General features: G+C 37.0%; 18 protein-coding genes. All 18 read left to right on the top strand.

Annotated elements, in window-relative coordinates; genetic code table 11:
• Window positions 1-27 precede the first annotated feature (27 nt).
• The 18 genes from CR194_RS09225 (at window position 28) to CR194_RS09140 (ending at window position 16,065) form a co-directional block, all read left to right on the top strand.
• Complete coding sequence (locus tag CR194_RS09225) at window positions 28-516, top strand: DUF2243 domain-containing protein (protein ID WP_110609387.1); 489 nt, start codon at window positions 28-30, stop codon at window positions 514-516.
• A complete protein-coding gene (locus tag CR194_RS09220; protein WP_110609386.1) occupies window positions 513-1,316 on the top strand; it encodes a cytochrome c oxidase assembly protein in 804 nt (267 codons plus the stop codon). The genes CR194_RS09225 and CR194_RS09220 overlap by 4 nt, the downstream gene beginning before the upstream one ends.
• A 746-nt stretch (window positions 1,317-2,062) precedes the next feature.
• Complete coding sequence (locus CR194_RS09215; RefSeq protein WP_233254291.1) at window positions 2,063-2,911, top strand: nucleotidyltransferase domain-containing protein; 849 nt, start codon at window positions 2,063-2,065, stop codon at window positions 2,909-2,911.
• A 3-nt stretch (window positions 2,912-2,914) separates the two neighbouring features.
• The gene (locus CR194_RS09210; protein WP_233254290.1) at window positions 2,915-3,715 is read left to right on the top strand and encodes a nucleotidyltransferase domain-containing protein; all 801 of its coding nucleotides are present in this window, start codon (window positions 2,915-2,917) and stop codon (window positions 3,713-3,715) included.
• Window positions 3,716-3,864: 149 nt separating this feature from the next.
• Window positions 3,865-4,647 (top strand): class I SAM-dependent methyltransferase, encoded by a 783-nt coding sequence (locus CR194_RS09205; protein WP_110609385.1) that lies wholly within the window; start codon window positions 3,865-3,867, stop codon window positions 4,645-4,647.
• 488 nt (window positions 4,648-5,135) lie between these two features.
• On the top strand, window positions 5,136-5,429 hold the full coding sequence (locus CR194_RS09195) for a hypothetical protein (protein WP_146035928.1): 294 nt from the start codon (window positions 5,136-5,138) through the stop codon (window positions 5,427-5,429).
• A 438-nt stretch (window positions 5,430-5,867) separates the two neighbouring features.
• Window positions 5,868-6,125, top strand: coding sequence for a DUF1883 domain-containing protein (locus CR194_RS09190; protein ID WP_110609382.1), 258 nt, complete (start codon window positions 5,868-5,870; stop codon window positions 6,123-6,125).
• Between the two features lie 505 nt (window positions 6,126-6,630).
• Window positions 6,631-7,446, top strand: coding sequence for a DUF4037 domain-containing protein (locus CR194_RS09185; RefSeq protein WP_110609381.1), 816 nt, complete (start codon window positions 6,631-6,633; stop codon window positions 7,444-7,446).
• Window positions 7,447-7,530: 84 nt separating this feature from the next.
• Entirely contained in the window at window positions 7,531-8,001 is a 471-nt protein-coding gene (locus CR194_RS09180) for a GNAT family N-acetyltransferase (protein WP_110609380.1), read from the top strand.
• 123 nt (window positions 8,002-8,124) lie between these two features.
• Window positions 8,125-8,259: a hypothetical protein gene (locus tag CR194_RS20695; protein ID WP_269845707.1), complete on the top strand. Its 135-nt coding sequence runs from the start codon at window positions 8,125-8,127 to the stop codon at window positions 8,257-8,259.
• A gap of 20 nt (window positions 8,260-8,279) precedes the next feature.
• A complete protein-coding gene (locus tag CR194_RS09175) occupies window positions 8,280-8,825 on the top strand; it encodes a DinB family protein (protein ID WP_110609379.1) in 546 nt (181 codons plus the stop codon).
• Window positions 8,826-9,309: 484 nt separating this feature from the next.
• Window positions 9,310-9,684 (top strand): carboxymuconolactone decarboxylase family protein, encoded by a 375-nt coding sequence (locus CR194_RS09170; protein WP_199228152.1) that lies wholly within the window; start codon window positions 9,310-9,312, stop codon window positions 9,682-9,684.
• A 29-nt stretch (window positions 9,685-9,713) separates the two neighbouring features.
• The gene (locus CR194_RS09165; protein ID WP_110609378.1) at window positions 9,714-10,625 is read left to right on the top strand and encodes an NAD(P)-dependent oxidoreductase; all 912 of its coding nucleotides are present in this window, start codon (window positions 9,714-9,716) and stop codon (window positions 10,623-10,625) included.
• A gap of 24 nt (window positions 10,626-10,649) precedes the next feature.
• Window positions 10,650-12,065 carry an aldehyde dehydrogenase family protein gene (locus CR194_RS09160; protein ID WP_110609377.1) on the top strand — a complete coding sequence of 472 codons (1,416 nt, stop codon included), beginning with the start codon at window positions 10,650-10,652 and terminating at the stop codon, window positions 12,063-12,065.
• Window positions 12,066-12,163: 98 nt separating this feature from the next.
• The gene (gene dctP / locus CR194_RS09155; RefSeq protein WP_158282218.1) at window positions 12,164-13,270 is read left to right on the top strand and encodes a TRAP transporter substrate-binding protein DctP; all 1,107 of its coding nucleotides are present in this window, start codon (window positions 12,164-12,166) and stop codon (window positions 13,268-13,270) included.
• Window positions 13,271-13,355: 85 nt separating this feature from the next.
• The gene (locus CR194_RS09150) at window positions 13,356-13,913 is read left to right on the top strand and encodes a TRAP transporter small permease (protein WP_110609375.1); all 558 of its coding nucleotides are present in this window, start codon (window positions 13,356-13,358) and stop codon (window positions 13,911-13,913) included.
• Window positions 13,914-13,971: 58 nt separating this feature from the next.
• A complete protein-coding gene (locus tag CR194_RS09145) occupies window positions 13,972-15,288 on the top strand; it encodes a TRAP transporter large permease (RefSeq protein ID WP_110609374.1) in 1,317 nt (438 codons plus the stop codon).
• A gap of 27 nt (window positions 15,289-15,315) precedes the next feature.
• Window positions 15,316-16,065, top strand: a complete 750-nt coding sequence (locus tag CR194_RS09140) for an SDR family NAD(P)-dependent oxidoreductase (protein ID WP_110609373.1) — start codon at window positions 15,316-15,318, stop codon at window positions 16,063-16,065.
• The last annotated feature ends 1 nt before the right edge of the window (window position 16,066 follow it).

Raw genomic sequence — 16,066 nt, 5'->3', positions numbered from 1 at the left:
AGTGGCTCAAGGAAAGGAGTGATAGATATGAAGAAAGCCCCGACTAGACAACAACACCTCTTTTCTCGGAGGAATTTTTTATCAGGATTTTTGTTTGGACTTGGAATGGTCGCTTTTATTGACGAGGTCGTCTTCCACCAATTACTCAATTGGCATCATTTCTATGATCGATCTACGACTGAGATCGGGCTCATATCTGACGGACTTTTTCATGCTTTTAGTTGGTTTGCCACTGTCGGTGCGCTGTTTATGTTCGCTGATTTAAGGCGTCGGCATGCATGGTGGGGAAAGCGTTGGATAGGTAGTATGCTTCTTGGCGTAGGGTTGTTCAATTTATACGATGGAATTATCCAACACAAAGTTCTACAGATTCACCAAATTCGCTATGGTGTTAACCTTCTTCCCTATGACTTAACGTGGAACATTCTTGCCGCTGTCATCGCAATCATTGGAGGCACACTCGTTTATCAAACACATAAACAGATGAAGGGAATCGGTGGTGACGTAAGATCATGAATCATGATCATGGCTCGACACACACAGGACATTCCATCGATTTTCTTATGCAGTTCCTCTTAAGCGCACCATTTTTTATCGGGATAGTTCTTTATATATCGGCAATAATCGTGTCAACACGCAGAGGTAGACCTTGGGGTTCGTACCGCACCGCTTTATGGGTTGTGGGCAGCTTATTGTGTTTGATCACGTTAATAAACCCAATGATTACAGCTGCCCATGAGAATTTCACGATACATATGTTTGCTCACTTGCTTCTAGGTATGCTAGGACCGTTATTGATGGTTTTGGGAGCTCCCTTCACATTGCTTTTACGAGCTCTCTCTACTGGCAATGCCCGAAAGGTAACTGCCTTTCTAAAAAAACCATTGTTTCATTTTTTATCGAACCCTGCTGTTCCTGCAGTCTTAAATATAGGAGGGCTTTGGATCCTTTATACGACCCAACTTTATATCCTGATGGAAACGATGATGTGGGTTCATGTGCTCGTTCATTTACATGTCTTTCTAGCAGGCTACTTTTTTGCGGCGACGCTGTTATATATTGATCCAATTCCTTACCAATATAGTTATATCTATCGGTCTATGGTGTTGATCCTTGCCTTAGCTGGTCATAAGATTTTATCCAAATACATCTATGCTTATCCGCCCGAAGGTGTTCCTAGAGTGGAAGCTGAATCCGGGGGCATGCTCATGTATTATGGCGGTGATGCAGTAGATCTCATCATTATCATCATTCTATGCTATAAATGGTATCAATCGAAAAACCATCGTAAGGGCCGCTACCCTGTCACTGCATAGAGGGGAGGTTTCATCTTTTATTTGGCTCAATTCTTTCGTCGGTTATAGGTGGGTTCTTTGATATTTTATGTTAGCGACCTTCAACTCTGTTGCTCCTTCTGAACGTCGCTAAACTCGCCATTTGGCGACGTTCATAGCGAAACCACATCTCTGAACGTCGCTAAACTCACAAGTTGACACCGTTCATAGCGCAACCACATCTCTGAACGTCGCTAAACTCGCAAGTTGACGCCGTTCATAGCGCAAACGCATCTCCGAACGTCGTAAAACTCGCAAGTTGGCGACGTTCATAGCGGAACCGCATCTCTGAACGTCGCTAAACTCGCCATTTGGCGACGTTCATAGCGGAACCGCATCCCTGAACGTCGTAAAACTCGCAAGTTGGCGACGTTCATAGCACAACCACATCTCTGAACGTCGCTAAACTCGCCATTTGGCGACGTTCAGAGCTCATTTACTCCCTGTTTGTCGCTAAAACTATACGAACTTATATATTTATCAGACCGATTTTTATAAAACAGACAAGCGCTTTCCTCAGCTAGGAAAGCGCCTGTTTTAGTGACTTAAGCAAGCCAGATTACTGTAGAATTCAGCACTTTAAATTAGAAATTAATATGGAAAATTTATGTTAATATGGTACTAGTGAACCTAAGAGTTAGAATTTTTCAATTAATTCAAGGAGAAATTCATTTCATGACGAAGAACATTTATGAATAAGACAATTAAAGAGGAGTGATTTTTCATGTGTGGGATTAGAAAATAATCACCATGAAAGGGATTTGAAGATTCCATATTACCGTCAGACGATGGTGAATGAAATTGAGAAAGATTTATTAACAGATGAAAATGTAATAGCTGTGTTTTATGGAGGATCAATAGGAACTGGAAATACAGATTTATTTTCTGATATTGACCTTCGTATTGTTGTGAAAGATGAAGCGTATGAAGATTATCGGTTAAACAAAAAAGAGAGAGCTAAAAACTGGGGACGAGTCTTGTTTTTCGAAGATTTTCCTTGGGCTACTTATTGTGTTGCGCACTATGATACTTTCATAAAGATCGATGCATTTTATTATAAAACAGAAGATCTTAAACCATCTGTATGGTTGCAAAATATTCATATTGTTCATGATAAAACAGGATTTATAAAAAAAATATTACTAAGGTCGCAAAACCTGCATTATCGTCCAACTGTACAAGAAGTGGAAATATGGAGAACGAAATTTTTTGCGTATGTTCATGAAGCTTATCGAAGAGTAAATAGAAAAGAGCTGTATTATGCCTTGAATTGCTTGGATGATTTAAGAAAGTCTATGGTAACTGCTTGGTATATGGAGAAAGGAATACAACCTAATGACTTTGGAGATTGGGCGAAATATGAAGGAGAAAGAAGTAAATTAGATCGGTGGCAACTTTCACTATTAGCAGATTGGGATAGTAGTAGAGAACCGAATGAAATCATGAGCGTGATTGAAAAAATCATACCTGAATTTAAAAAAACTCATAAGAGCTTATGTGTGAAAGTGGAACTGAAAGAAGATCCTGAGTGGGTCGATGAAGTTTTAGGGATGGTATTAGAAGAGGGAGGAGATTAGAAGGTGATCTTAAAAGCAGGATATGGTCTAGACCGTAACGGTTTTATTGTAAGCGATGTTAGTAAAGATAAAATTAATAACGTCTATCTGCCTTGCATTCAAGATTCTGTCGAGAGTCTTAGGAATTTGTTTCATTCTCAATTGCACAGTGTTTATGTGTACGGTAGCGTAGCCAGAGGCGAAGCGGTTGCAATGAAATCAGATTTAGATCTTATCACTATGTTTAACGGCAAATTGAATTCCATTAACTTGGCTGAATTACAGAAACTTGCTGGAGAACTGTCTAAAAAGTACCGTTGTCTGGTTCGTGATGTTGGGATAGCGGTTGCATATTACGACTATACGGTTGACCCCTCTAATTATTACGAAAGTGCCTTTCTTAAGGAACTCTGTGTTTGTGTTTACGGAGAAGATTTAGGATCCCGGTTTGGACCGTACAAACTTACATCTGAGATCGCCATTCGCTTCAATGGTGATATTTGTGAAGTCCTAACTCGAACATTAAATAGGTTAGAAAAAGCTTCTAATAAAGAATTTAAAACAATTTCACAAAACTTCGCTCGTAAACTCATTCGAACATACTATTCCATGGTAATGGCGCGATCTCAAATTTGGTCGACACGACTCCAAGAGCAATCTGAAGTCATTATCCATCATTTCCCGGATAAAGAATTTATTATACAAACCTTGCTGAATTGGGTGGATGACCCGCCGATGAACCGTGAAACTGTAAACGAGTTTTTTAAGAAAGAAGGGAAGTGGGCTTGTGCGAACTTTACTGAGGAAGCCGAAATATTTTCTTAAACCAGTGGAGCATTAGGTTAAGGTCAAAGAAGCTGCAAATGGAGGATCTATATTTGACCCGTAAATAGGAAAAAATTGAGGTGAAAAGGAGTTTTCTTCAGCAAAGAACACCTTGAAATAATATCTTGATTGAAGGAGAGTTTTTACGAGTGGAAAAATCAGATAATTTTGAAGAATATGAAGATCCTATCTTATATGATAAGGAGAATGAGTTTTATAGAGATGATGTGATTTTTTTAGAGAAATGGGCTAAGAAATCAAAAGGAATCATAATTGATGTGGCTTGTGGGACAGGTAGAGCGACAATACCTCTAGCACAAAAAGGATTCAATCTAATTGGGGTAGATCTTCACAAAGGGATGCTTCGTGAAGCAAAAAAGAAGGCTTCTAATCTCAATTTACAAATAGAATGGATTGAGCAGGACTGTACTAAATTAGAGTTGAAGGTAAAAAGTGAATTTATATTTTCTGTTGGAAATTCCTTTCAACATTTCATTACGAATGAGGCACAAGACGGCTTGTTAATGTCTGTGAACAGGCATTTGGAAAAGGGTGGGGTGTTTATTTTCGGTACTAGATTTCCAAGCTCAGAAGAATTAATTCAACCAGCTAGTGACGAGGAATTTTGGCGGAGTTATATTGATACGGAAACTGAAAATAAAGTCGATGTATATACGATTAGTAGCTATGACCCCTTAAAACAAGTACAGCACACTACGACTACAAGAAAGTTTAAAAATTGGGATGAAGAAGTAGTGGATGAAGTAAGGACGAACATAAGTCTACGTTATACATTTCCTAAAGAAATAGAACGGCTATTAACGATGAATGGATTTCAAATCATTTATGTGAACAAGGATTGGAATGAAACTCCTTTAACAGAAGATAGTTCTCAAATGATTTACGTTTGTAGGAAAGTGAAGAATATCTAAAAGAAATAATTAGTACTTGAACATTTCTTTAAATATTTACTGGGATGACATACTGCTAACGGGAGCGTGCAATAGTTGAAGATCTTGGAAGCTGCAAATGCGGCCTTTTTAATTGGTCAGAACGCAAATACAACTTAGAAAGTCTTGAACCGGCTTTAATAATTAAAAAATCTTAAAAACATCCTGTGAGATAAACGTACTTCACAGGATGTTTTTAAGTTGCTTATCGTGATTGTCTGTTTGGTACTGTGAAAACAAAATGATATACGGTAATTACTTATTTAGAAGCTAGAAACGGAAGCTTCCGGCTGATGAAATAGGCGGTATAACCCCCACCTACTGCCATTAATGTCAAAACCAGCAATACAAACTCATGGAAGCGAGTTCGCTGAAATAAGCGCCTATATTGGCTCCTGACGAAATGGCAACTCCGTAACCCATAAGTGTGCCCCTATCACAATCCCAAAATTCAATATACTGATACTGCTATGCCTCGAGGTACAAGTTGGACAGAAATTCTGTTTCGTACCTGGCCAATATGGATTGCCGCCACAGCCTTTGCCCTGTTGAACGCCGCAGTGCTTATGATGCAAGACAGCCCTTGGAAAGTAACAGCTGCATTTACCTGTGGGGCTCAAAGCTTGCCTATCAAATGGGCCTTGATCCAGCTGCATGGCGTTATTGGGGTGAACATGCTCCTGTTAACGAACGAACCACTTCAATTTTTCACGGCGGAAGAGGAGGTGGGAATTTTTGTTTTTGTTGTAAATAGGTGCCGATAATGACAATGGCAAAGACAGCGGATTGAAGGAGCCATGCACTTGTGTATCCGAGCCGGTATAAGTATGAAGCTGTCTGCAGACATAACGATCGTCCTCTCTGTTTGAATTTATCAAGTTCACCTCTTTATAACTTTCACATTAATGCGTTATAAGAATTTTTTTTACAAGCAAAGTGATTTGAATATGGTTTTAAAAATATTTGTGGAAATAGCACCTCTTAAAATCGTAATGAGAAAAGGTGGTACTTAGCAAAAAATTGTATTAAGAGACTGAGAAAAGGGAAAGAACAATGTATAGAAAGAAGTGAGTAATGAAAATACCTATACAAAGAAACCACATTAGAGTGGTAAAGAAGATCCGGGACCTCAATTCAAACGGTAGTTATAACCTTTAATCCTTGATAACTTTTATTTGAAATGAACTATTAGGAGGCTAACGATGAAGTACAAAGTAATACAGAAATTTCTTGATTATGGTGCTATGGTTTCTGTGGAACTGAATCGGCAGGCGTATGTCTTACTTTTAGATCCTAAAAATTACGAGAAATTTAAAAAGGGAGAACACTATAAAAGTTATGGCGGTTTAGCCAGATCTTCCCCTTATAAAATCAGTGTCCCTTCAACTGGTACATGGTTTATTGTTTTCCATCTAGGTAAGGATGAGGGAAACCTGAAATATAAAATCTATTTTCTGTAAGTTTTGTAAGTACGGTGGTGTACTTGTTTTAGTGATTCACTCTCATAAATGCAACAGACTTGCTTGGTCTGTAGTTGGTTTCACTTCTTATATTGGTTAATAGGCTGGCAGCGTGGCAAAGACCTTTATTCCTTTTTGTTTTGGGGTAGAGGTTTTTATTTATGAAACTGGTAGTTATATTCCTTTGCCCGGGCACTTTTAACAAGCCGGTTATTTGCAAAGGAATGACTTTCTTTCTGACCATGAAAGGGGCGTAGCTCACGCCTGAAAGCATTGATTTTATAGCCAATATCTCTAGGTAGAATAAATCGAATTTGTTCTCTATTTTATTTATATAAAAGGGGGGCAGAGTCAAATCGAGTCGTTGAAATTCCGAAAATAATGGAAAATTTATGTTAATATGATGGTGGATAACCTAGAAATCTATGATTTTTTCCTTAAATAGATAGTGTATTAGTTTAACAATAATACTTATAGAGGGAGTAGTTTAGTGGAGTTAAATAACATGGCCTCAGATATAGCAAAAGTTTATGAAAAAAATCGAAAAGTTGAAGCTGTCTTATTAGGTGGTTCTGTAGCGAGGAACTGGAATGATCAATATTCAGATATTGAACTGTTTGTTTTTTGGAAGGACTCCCCAACAGACGAGGATAGGTTAGCGTCAATCGAAAAAGTGGAAGGGGATATCATCGATTTTCACACCTATGAAGATGAGGAATGGTCTGAAACGTATATAACCCAAGGCATCAAGCTGGAAATAAGTAATTTTCTAACCGACACCATTAACCAAGTGATCGATGACGTTCTTTTATCTTTTGATACAAATTTAGATAAACAGTGTCTCGTTGCGGCAGTGCATTATGGAGTGTCACTTAGTGGTGATTTGGTTATTAATCCTATGAAAAAAAGAACTCATCACTATCCTACTGAGTTAAGTCTAGCTATGATAAAAGACAATATCCTTTTAGGGAACAGATGGAATAATCGTTTGGCGTTGCTTGATCGGGAAGATTGGTTGATGCTTTATAAGGTTATGGTGGATGTGCAAACAAATATCATGGGAATGCTGTTTGGTTTAAACCGTCTTTACGTTCATCACCCTGCGTTTAAATGGCAAAAACAAACTCTGGAATCAATGGAGATGACACCGACAAATACCGTCCATCGCCTAGGTTCCACGTTTTTAGAAGACCCTTCCGATTCAATAAAAAATTTAGAAAGAATAATTCGAGAAGTTTACGAGCTTATACAAATGGAACACCCTCAAATCGATTTATCTTCAGTGATAGATAAATCATTGTTTTTAAGACCGAAAAATTGAATCAAATAATCAATATAACTACAAAGAGCAGAAATATTTATTCATAGAATTTCGTCACCAATATAAATATTAGTAGGTGAAGGTATGGAGGTTAGGTTAGAAAAAGCAACAGTGAATGATGCACAAGCTATATTAGATATTCAAGTGAAGGCTTTTTTACCATTGTTAAACAAGTATAAAGATCTTGAAACCAATCCAGCTAATGAAGATATTGAAAAAGTAATCCAAAGAATTAAACACCCCAACGGCGGTTTTTATAAAATAGTAGCTGACAACAAATTCGTAGGAGCGATTTGTGTAAAGTGGAAAATAGACTGTCAGTTTTGGATCAGTCCGATGTTTATTTTACCAGCTTACCAGGGGGAAGGAATTGCTCAGAAGGCTATCCATTTAATTGAGGAATTGTTCCCGCAAGCAACATCTTGGGAATTGGCTACATTATTAGAAGAAGAACGGAATTGTCATCTCTATGAAAAAATGGGCTATATCAAAACAGGGGTTAGCAAGAAGTTAAACGATCACACGACCCTTATTTTTTATAAAAAAGTGTGTTGAAAAAAGATTAATTATTTCGATAACGGAGACCTTGTCAATTCGTAACTGTGAAGCTAAGGTGGAATTAAGTTCTTATTCGCTTTTTTTATTTCGGTGCTCATGAATTAGAAAGGAGAATCTTTAATGAAGTATAATGCTAATGCTTTGTCGTATGGAATCATAGCAGGGGTACTTACCATTCTAGTTTCTGGAAATCTGTCATTAGTGATAACAAATGTCTTATTAGGATTAATCGCTGGAAAGCTAATGGACAAGTAATTCAATAGGATTTTTTACAGATGGAATATTTACTACCAGTGGTGTCAGAAGTTCAATCCTTGAAATTTCAGGTCTTACAAAAATACAAAGTAGGTGGTTTAGTGAACAAACATAAGCTAGAAATTACAGCACATTATAAACAATCAATATCATTTGTAAAATCTTTAAATACCCTAAGTGAGAATGAATGGAGAACACCAGTAGGCAAAGGAAAATGGACCGTTGCTGAAATAATAGGTCACTTTAGACCTTGGGATGAATTTGTAATACATCAACGAATACCTTACCTATTATCTGCAGAAGAACTACCTAAAGGACCAGATGCGAAAGAAACAAATAATAGATCTGCATCAAAAGCAAGGGAAGAAGTTCAGCAGATAACAATAGATAAATTTATTACTACAAGAGTTGAACTATGTAATGCAATTGAAGAACTTTCGGATGAAAATTGGGAGAGAAACTTCACAATCGGAAAAACTACATTATCTTTGTATGAGTATTTTAAAGGATTAACTGAGCATGATCACCACCACTTTAACCAAATTAAAAATACTCTAAGTATTTGAGCTACGGAGGTTACCGGTGAAATCGGAGACTAATGCCATTTTGAACACTTGTACTTAAAAAATGGCTTGATTGGCTCAGTCCCATTGGAACATTATTGCTGTTATTGATTATATTTTCACCATTAATTATTGCAAAGACACAAAAGGATAGAACTGATGATATAGGATGCAAAATATATTTAAGTCAAAGTGGTTTGGTATTACGTTAATATTTCTTTTACCAATCTCGTATTGTTTATTTGATTTGCTCCTATACATAAAGTAAAGTTGGCCTCTAGTTTTTTTAAAACTAGAGGCGTATTAGATCGTTTACTCATGATGGAAACATTTCCTATGTAGCTAAAATGCACTTGTACCATAAGAGAAGAGCGATAGAGGCGAAAAATTTAGAAAATTTAGAATAAAAGCGTTTACTTTTTGAAGGAGGAGATATATACTCAAATTATAGATTGTCGACAATATATTATATAAAGGAGATGGTAATGTGAGTGAATTATTCGAAAAAGGATTAAAAGTAAGAAAAGAAGTTCTAGGAGAAGAATGGGTCGAGAAGTCATTGTCTAATGCAAATGAATTCAACATGGATATGCAGGAGTTAGTGACGGAATACTGTTGGGGTGAGATATGGACACGTCCCGGTCTTGAAAGAAGACATCGAAGTATGATTAATATTGCCATGTTGGCAGCCTTAAATCGTCCTAACGAATTAAAAATTCATACCGCTGGTGCTTTGCGTAATGGTGTCACTAAAAAGGAAGTACAAGAAATATTACTTCAAGTAGCTATCTATTGTGGGGTTCCGGCAGCTGTAGATAGTTTTCGAGTGGCGAATGAAGTGATTAAAGATTTAAATGACTAAAAATTTGGGACCGTTTTGGAGGGAAAAGGATGACAAGTAAAAAAGTCTTAGGATTTATTGGCTTAGGTAATATGGGGTACCATATGGCAAAGCATTTAATAAGAAATCAATACGAAATAAAATTATACGATATTAATCGCTCAATATTAGATGATTTTAAAGAAGATAACGTGGGCATTGCAAGTTCTCCAAAAGATGTGGCCGATCAGGCGGATATCGTTTTAGTTAGTCTTCCAACTCCTCAAGTAGTGAAAAAAGTAGCGTTGGGAGAGGATGGAATTATTTCCGGGAACAAAGTGAGTACGTATATTGATTTATCCACTTCTGGAAAAGATGTTTCTGCGGAAGTTGGAGAAGCTTTTCTTAAGAAAGGGATTAAAGTTTTGGATTCACCTGTAAGTGGGGGTGTCTCTGGTGCAGAAAAAGGAACCCTTGCTTTAATGGTTGCTGGAGAAAAAAAATTGTTTGAGGAACACTATGAAATGTTAAAGCTGATCGGAAGCAAGGTGATGTATGCTGGTGATCAAATTGGACAAGGTCAAGTTATTAAAGTTATTAATAATCTACTTTCTTCTTCTGCTCTAGCACTGACTTCTGAAGCAATGGTTTTAGGTGTAAAAGCTGGGTTAGATCCTAATACAATGATTGACATCTTAAATGTAAGTAGTGGAAGAAATTCAGCTACGGAAGATAAATTTAAGAAATCTGTGATTAATAGAAAGTTTGATTATGGATTTTCGACGAATTTAGCTTATAAAGACATGAAATTGTGTATGGAATTAGCTGAGAAAATGGAAGTACCTATGTTTTTAGGTCAACACATTACTCATTTTTGGCGTTATTCGATTACTCAAGGAAATGGAGAAGAAGACTATACGAGAATTATCAATCACTTTGAAAAATGGGCTGATATTGAAGTGGGAGAATTAGACGGAGAGTAAAAGTAGGGAGAGGAGGTGTATGTAATGAATTATGGGCTTAGAATTGGCGTCAATAATCATGTGACTGAGGAAACGACAGAAGTAAAAAATAAATTTACTGGCGAAACGATCGGTCATATCTCTGTTGCCTCTAAAGAAGATATAAAACATGCGATAAAGATAGCGTATGAAACGTTTCAGGTGGATTCTTTATCTCCTTATAAAAGGTATGAAATACTTAAACGGGCGTCAGATCTCGTTAAAGAACGAAAAGAAACATTAGCTGACGTTCTTGCTAAAGAAGTTGGTAAACCAATTCGTGAGGCACGAGTAGAAGTGGATCGGGCAATTCAAACGTTAATGTTGTCAGCGGAAGAAGCGAAACGAGTTGGTGGAGAAGTTATTCCCTTATCAGCAAGTCCTGATAGTGAGAATAAATTCGGCTTTTATATCCGTGTCCCGGTTGGGGTTGTCTGTGCCATCACACCGTTTAATGTACCACTCAATTTAGCTTGTCATAAATTAGGTCCAGCTATCGCTGCAGGAAATACAATCGTTTGGAAACCTTCTTCAGATACACCAATAAATGCTCACATGCTATTCGATATTTTAGTAGAAGCAGGTTTGCCAGCGGGCTATCTAAATTTAGTCACTGGTCCAGGATCTAAGGTAGGTAATTGGTTATTAGAGGATAAAAGAATTGACAAATATACCTTTACTGGAGGGCCGAAAGTAGGAATGTTTATAAAAGAAAAAAGTGGATTTAGAAATGTTTCATTAGAGTTAGGTAATAATTCTCCCAATATCGTTTGTAAAGATGCCAATATTGAGAAAGCGGCAACATCTTTAGCAAAATGGGGATTGTCTAACGCTGGACAAGCTTGTATTTCTGCTCAACGTATTTATGTTCATCAGGAAGTCATGGGTTCTTTTCAAAGGATTTTGATCGAAGAAGTTAAAAAAGTTAAAATGGGAAATCCATTAGATGAAGAGACTGGTATTGGACCACTAATTAGTAAAGCAGAAGCGGATCGTATTAAAAGTTGGATTGATGAAGCCGTCGCAGAGGGTGCAGAATTACTTGTTGGCGGAAAACAAGATGGAGCCTTTATAGAGCCTACAGTCATTTCTAAAGCAAATGCAAAAATGAAAGTCGTATGCGAGGAAATCTTTGGTCCTGTCATGATTCTTCTTCCTTTTATTGACATAGATGAGGCGATTACAGCGGCTAATAATAGTGACTATGGCCTTCAATCCGGAATTTATACTAGCAGCATAGATACTGCGATGTATGCTGTTAAGAAATTGCATACGGGAGGTGTGATTATCAATGATGGAAGCACGTATCGAGCAGACTTAATGCCTTACGGGGGAGTGAAGAATAGTGGAATAGGTAGAGAAGGCCCGAAATTTACAATGGACGAAATGACGGAGATTAAAACTGTAGTGATGAATTTATAAAGTGAACGAGCAAAATTATTTGGATTTATGAAAGCGTTTACTTATTTATTTAAGATTTTAATTTAAATATGTATTTATTAAAAGGAGGAAATCTTATTATGGGTAGATTTATGAAGGAAAGTAAATGGGCAACTTTAATGGTCATTGGAGTATTGTTCGTACTTTTGTTGTCTGCATGTGGAGGCAATGAAGATGAAGCAAATGGAAGTGAAAATTCTAATGATGGAAATGAGAATGTTGCTGCCGAGAATGCAAATAATGAAAACGAAAATGAGAACGAAAATGCGAATGAGCCTGCAAATGACGGAGAAACATATACGCTCAGCGTTGTCCTTTCTCTTGACGAAGACAACCCACAAATGCTAAGTTTTCCTATTTTCACCGAAATTGTGGAAGCAGAAAGTGATGGTAGGATCCAGATTGATTATGTGGGAGGACCTGAAGCAATACCGCCATTTACTCAAGGGGAAGCTGTTCAAAACGGTACAGTTGATATGGGGTGGGTCGCTGGTTCATATTATGCAGACGTAGTGCCAGAAGTATTAGGTCTTAGTTTTTCTCAACTTGAATATGAGGAAGAAGTGGAAAGAGGCAGTATCGAATATATCAGTCGATTCCACGAAGAAAAGATGAATACAAAAGCAATTGGACGAGCTGGTAAAGGGAACTTTGCTTTACACGTTGGTAAAGATATTGAAGTAAATTCCACGGCTGATTTTGAAGGTTTGGATATTCGTGGAACAGCAAACTATGTACCAGTAATCGAAGCTGTAGGAGCAAATGCTATTGCTCTCGAAGCAGGGGAAATTTATAGTTCATTAGAAAGAGGATTAATCGATGGGTATGCATGGACAAATTACGCCTTGCCAGAATTAGGCGCACAGGAAATTACGGGAAGCCAAATTATGCCTTACTTTAATGAAGCAGACCAAATGATACTAGCCAATCTAGATGTATGGAATGACTTACCTGAGGATCTCCAAGAAATTATTACAAATGCTGCTATTGATGCTTATTTAGAATCTCGAGATATGGTTGAAGAGATTTTGGCAGAAGAACGTATTGAAATGGAAGAGGCAGGAGTTCAATATGTCGAGTTGGAAGATGCTGATCGATTCGAAGAGTTAGTTGAAGAGAACTCGTGGGCATGGTTGGCCGAAAGAGTCGATAATATCGAAGAAATGGAAGAATATTTCAAGCAATAGATCTTAACTAATTGAGGTGCTCTCCTCAATAGAATGAATACAACTATTCGAAGGAGAGCTCTTCCTTTAAAGAGGTGATATAAATATGGATATCTTCAAAAAAGTGACTAAGGTAGTTAATCGTTATGTGACCATGTTAGAAAACATTTTATTAACTATTTCAGGTGTTTTTCTCATCTCGATGCTGTTGACAGTTTGCATTGGTGTAGGAAGCAGAGCGATATTTAATAATTCTATCTTATGGACAAATGAATTGGCTAGTTACTTGATGTTAGGGACAGTTTTTTTAGCCGCTCCATGGGTTTTAAGAAAAAACGCACATATTATCGTCGATATTTTCACATACAAGCTTAAAGGGAAATCGTTGAGGTTTAATACCATTTTAGTGTCTATTATCGCTGGAGTTGCATGTGCCATATACTTTTGGTTTAGCTTTAATATTACACTCAATCACTATAACAACGGAACGGTAAACATGGGAAGCTTTCCATGGCCTCGATTCGCGCTTTACATTCCAATGGTTATTGGATTCTTTTTCCTAATTGTTAGATTTCTAGTCATGATCATCACAAACCTCTTTGGTATTCAAGAGAAGATTGAGGAGGAAGATCCTTTGGAGCAAGTAAATAACTTATTACAATAGAACCGATCATAAGACAAAATGACGATCACATGAACTACATATGATGGGGGGTTAATTTATGGAGTGGTACACAATTATATTATTGTTTTTTGTATTACTCATATTTTTTGTTTTAATAGGAGTCCCAATCGCTTTCGCATTTATTACAGTCAACATTATTTTATCTACTATATTTATCGGTTTTTCATCTGGCGCTATGAATTTAGTCAACAGCGCTTTTAGTTCAATGACTTCTTTTAGTATTACACCTATTCCGTTATTTATATTAATGGGGGAGGTATTATTTCATTCAGGTTTAGTTCTAAAAATGTTAGATGTGATCTCGAAATTATTAGGAAAGCTCCCCAGCAGACTTAGTATATTAGCCAATATTACAGGTACAATGTTTGCAGCCCTTAGTGGTTCAGCAGTTGCGAATGCAGCCATGCTAGGATCAGCGTTGACTCCTGAAATGTTAAGAAGAGGTTATCACATTAAAATGATTATTGGACCTATCTTAGCTGCAGGTTCATTAGCCATTATCATTCCCCCCAGTACTGTTACGATCTTGTTAGGTAGTGTAGGGCAAATATCGGTTGGGGATTTACTGATTGCTGGTATTCTTCCAGGTTTAATGATTACGGTCATGTTCTTAATTTATTACATTTTCTTAGGTGTGAAGAATCCAAGCTTAGCACCAAGATATGAAATAGATAATTCAACATGGAAGGAAAGAATCAGATTATTAATCCAATATGTTCTACCCGCAGTCCTATTAATTGGTACTGTTCTCGGATTAATTTTCTTTGGAATTGCAACCCCAACAGAATCAGCCGCTATTGGTGCCTTAGGGTCGATTATATTACCTATGTTTTATGGTCGATTTAATAAAAAAATGATTCAGAACTCTGTGCTTGGAACATTAAAAATTAGTAGCATGATTCTATTAATTCTTGCCGCATCTGCGGGTTTTAGTCAGTTACTTGCCTTTTCTGGAGCAACGAGAGGATTAATTAGTGTGGTTTTAGCTCTCGACATTCCTTCTATAGTCACGATCATTTTTATGTTGCTCGTCATCCTATTATTAGGCACTTTTATTGAACCTATGTCTATCGTCATGATTACGATCCCGTTATTTGTTCCTGTGGTTGCAGTATTGGGTTATGACCTCGTGTGGTTCGGTATTATAGCATTAATTTGTTTAAGTATTGGAAATGTGACCCCTCCATTTGGAATGTTACTATTTACAATCAAAGGAGTTATACCTTCTTCAGTTACTTTAAAAGAAGTGTATAAATCGGTCATCAATGTTGTTGTCATCCAAATGATTGCAGTGATTATTTTGATCCTGTTCCCGGAAATAGTTACTTGGTTACCTTCATTACGGGCAAATTGATCTAAATACTTCAAAAGGAGAAGGTGTATGAAAAAATTAATGGATAAGGTCGCTGTCGTTACTGGTGCTGGTGGTGGTTTAGGCAGAGAAATATCTTTACATTTTGCTAGAGAAGGAGCCAAAGTCATTGCAACAGATATAAATAAAACAGAGTTGCGTAAAACCGTGAATATAATTGAAGCTGAAGTAACGAATTCAGTTCATGCTATTGAGATGGATGTTAGTGATCCTTCTTCCATTTCTCATACTGCAGACTATGTAAAAGAGACATTTACTAAAGTTGATATTTTAGTTAACAATGCTGGATTTTTGAAATATAATCATATTTTTGATTATGAATTAGATGATTGGGACAAGTTAATGAACGTTAATTTAAGAGGATACTTTCTAGTCACTCAAGCTTTTACAAAGATGATGGTCGAAAATAATCAAGGGAAAATCATTAATATTAGTTCTGTAGCGGCAACGAATGGTCTACCGGGTGGAACAGCTTATGCCGCGTCTAAAGGTGGGATAAACTCCATGACCAAAGTATTAGCGACAGATCTCGCTCCTTATAATATAAATGTGAATGCAATAGCACCAGGACCAATAGATGGAGATTTCTTAAATGTCAATGCTAATGAGGAGTCTCTAAAAAAGCGAATAGATAAAACGTTATTTAAAAGGTTGGGCACATACAGCGATGTAGCTAGACCTGTTGTCTTTTTGGCTTCTTCTGATTCTGATTGGATAACAGGAACGGTGCTTGTAACAGATGGCGGTTTTACAGTATAAG

This window comes from Salipaludibacillus keqinensis, from assembly GCF_003226325.1.
GTDB lineage: Bacteria > Bacillota > Bacilli > Bacillales > Salisediminibacteriaceae > Salipaludibacillus > Salipaludibacillus keqinensis.
Note: the sequence above shows the minus strand (reverse complement) of the source record. Positions and strands in the feature narration are given on the sequence as shown.

Coding starts and splice junctions, on each gene's coding strand:
- CR194_RS09225 (WP_110609387.1), top strand. CDS start 28: ATGAAGAAAGCCCCGACTAGACAACAACACCTCTTTTCTCGGAGGAAT.
- CR194_RS09220 (WP_110609386.1), top strand. CDS start 513: ATGAATCATGATCATGGCTCGACACACACAGGACATTCCATCGATTTT.
- CR194_RS09195 (WP_146035928.1), top strand. CDS start 5,136: ATGCCTCGAGGTACAAGTTGGACAGAAATTCTGTTTCGTACCTGGCCA.
- CR194_RS09190 (WP_110609382.1), top strand. CDS start 5,868: ATGAAGTACAAAGTAATACAGAAATTTCTTGATTATGGTGCTATGGTT.
- CR194_RS09185 (WP_110609381.1), top strand. CDS start 6,631: ATGGCCTCAGATATAGCAAAAGTTTATGAAAAAAATCGAAAAGTTGAA.
- CR194_RS09180 (WP_110609380.1), top strand. CDS start 7,531: ATGGAGGTTAGGTTAGAAAAAGCAACAGTGAATGATGCACAAGCTATA.
- CR194_RS20695 (WP_269845707.1), top strand. CDS start 8,125: ATGAAGTATAATGCTAATGCTTTGTCGTATGGAATCATAGCAGGGGTA.
- CR194_RS09175 (WP_110609379.1), top strand. CDS start 8,280: ATGGAATATTTACTACCAGTGGTGTCAGAAGTTCAATCCTTGAAATTT.
- CR194_RS09165 (WP_110609378.1), top strand. CDS start 9,714: ATGACAAGTAAAAAAGTCTTAGGATTTATTGGCTTAGGTAATATGGGG.
- CR194_RS09160 (WP_110609377.1), top strand. CDS start 10,650: ATGAATTATGGGCTTAGAATTGGCGTCAATAATCATGTGACTGAGGAA.
- dctP (WP_158282218.1), top strand. CDS start 12,164: ATGGGTAGATTTATGAAGGAAAGTAAATGGGCAACTTTAATGGTCATT.
- CR194_RS09150 (WP_110609375.1), top strand. CDS start 13,356: ATGGATATCTTCAAAAAAGTGACTAAGGTAGTTAATCGTTATGTGACC.
- CR194_RS09145 (WP_110609374.1), top strand. CDS start 13,972: ATGGAGTGGTACACAATTATATTATTGTTTTTTGTATTACTCATATTT.
- CR194_RS09140 (WP_110609373.1), top strand. CDS start 15,316: ATGAAAAAATTAATGGATAAGGTCGCTGTCGTTACTGGTGCTGGTGGT.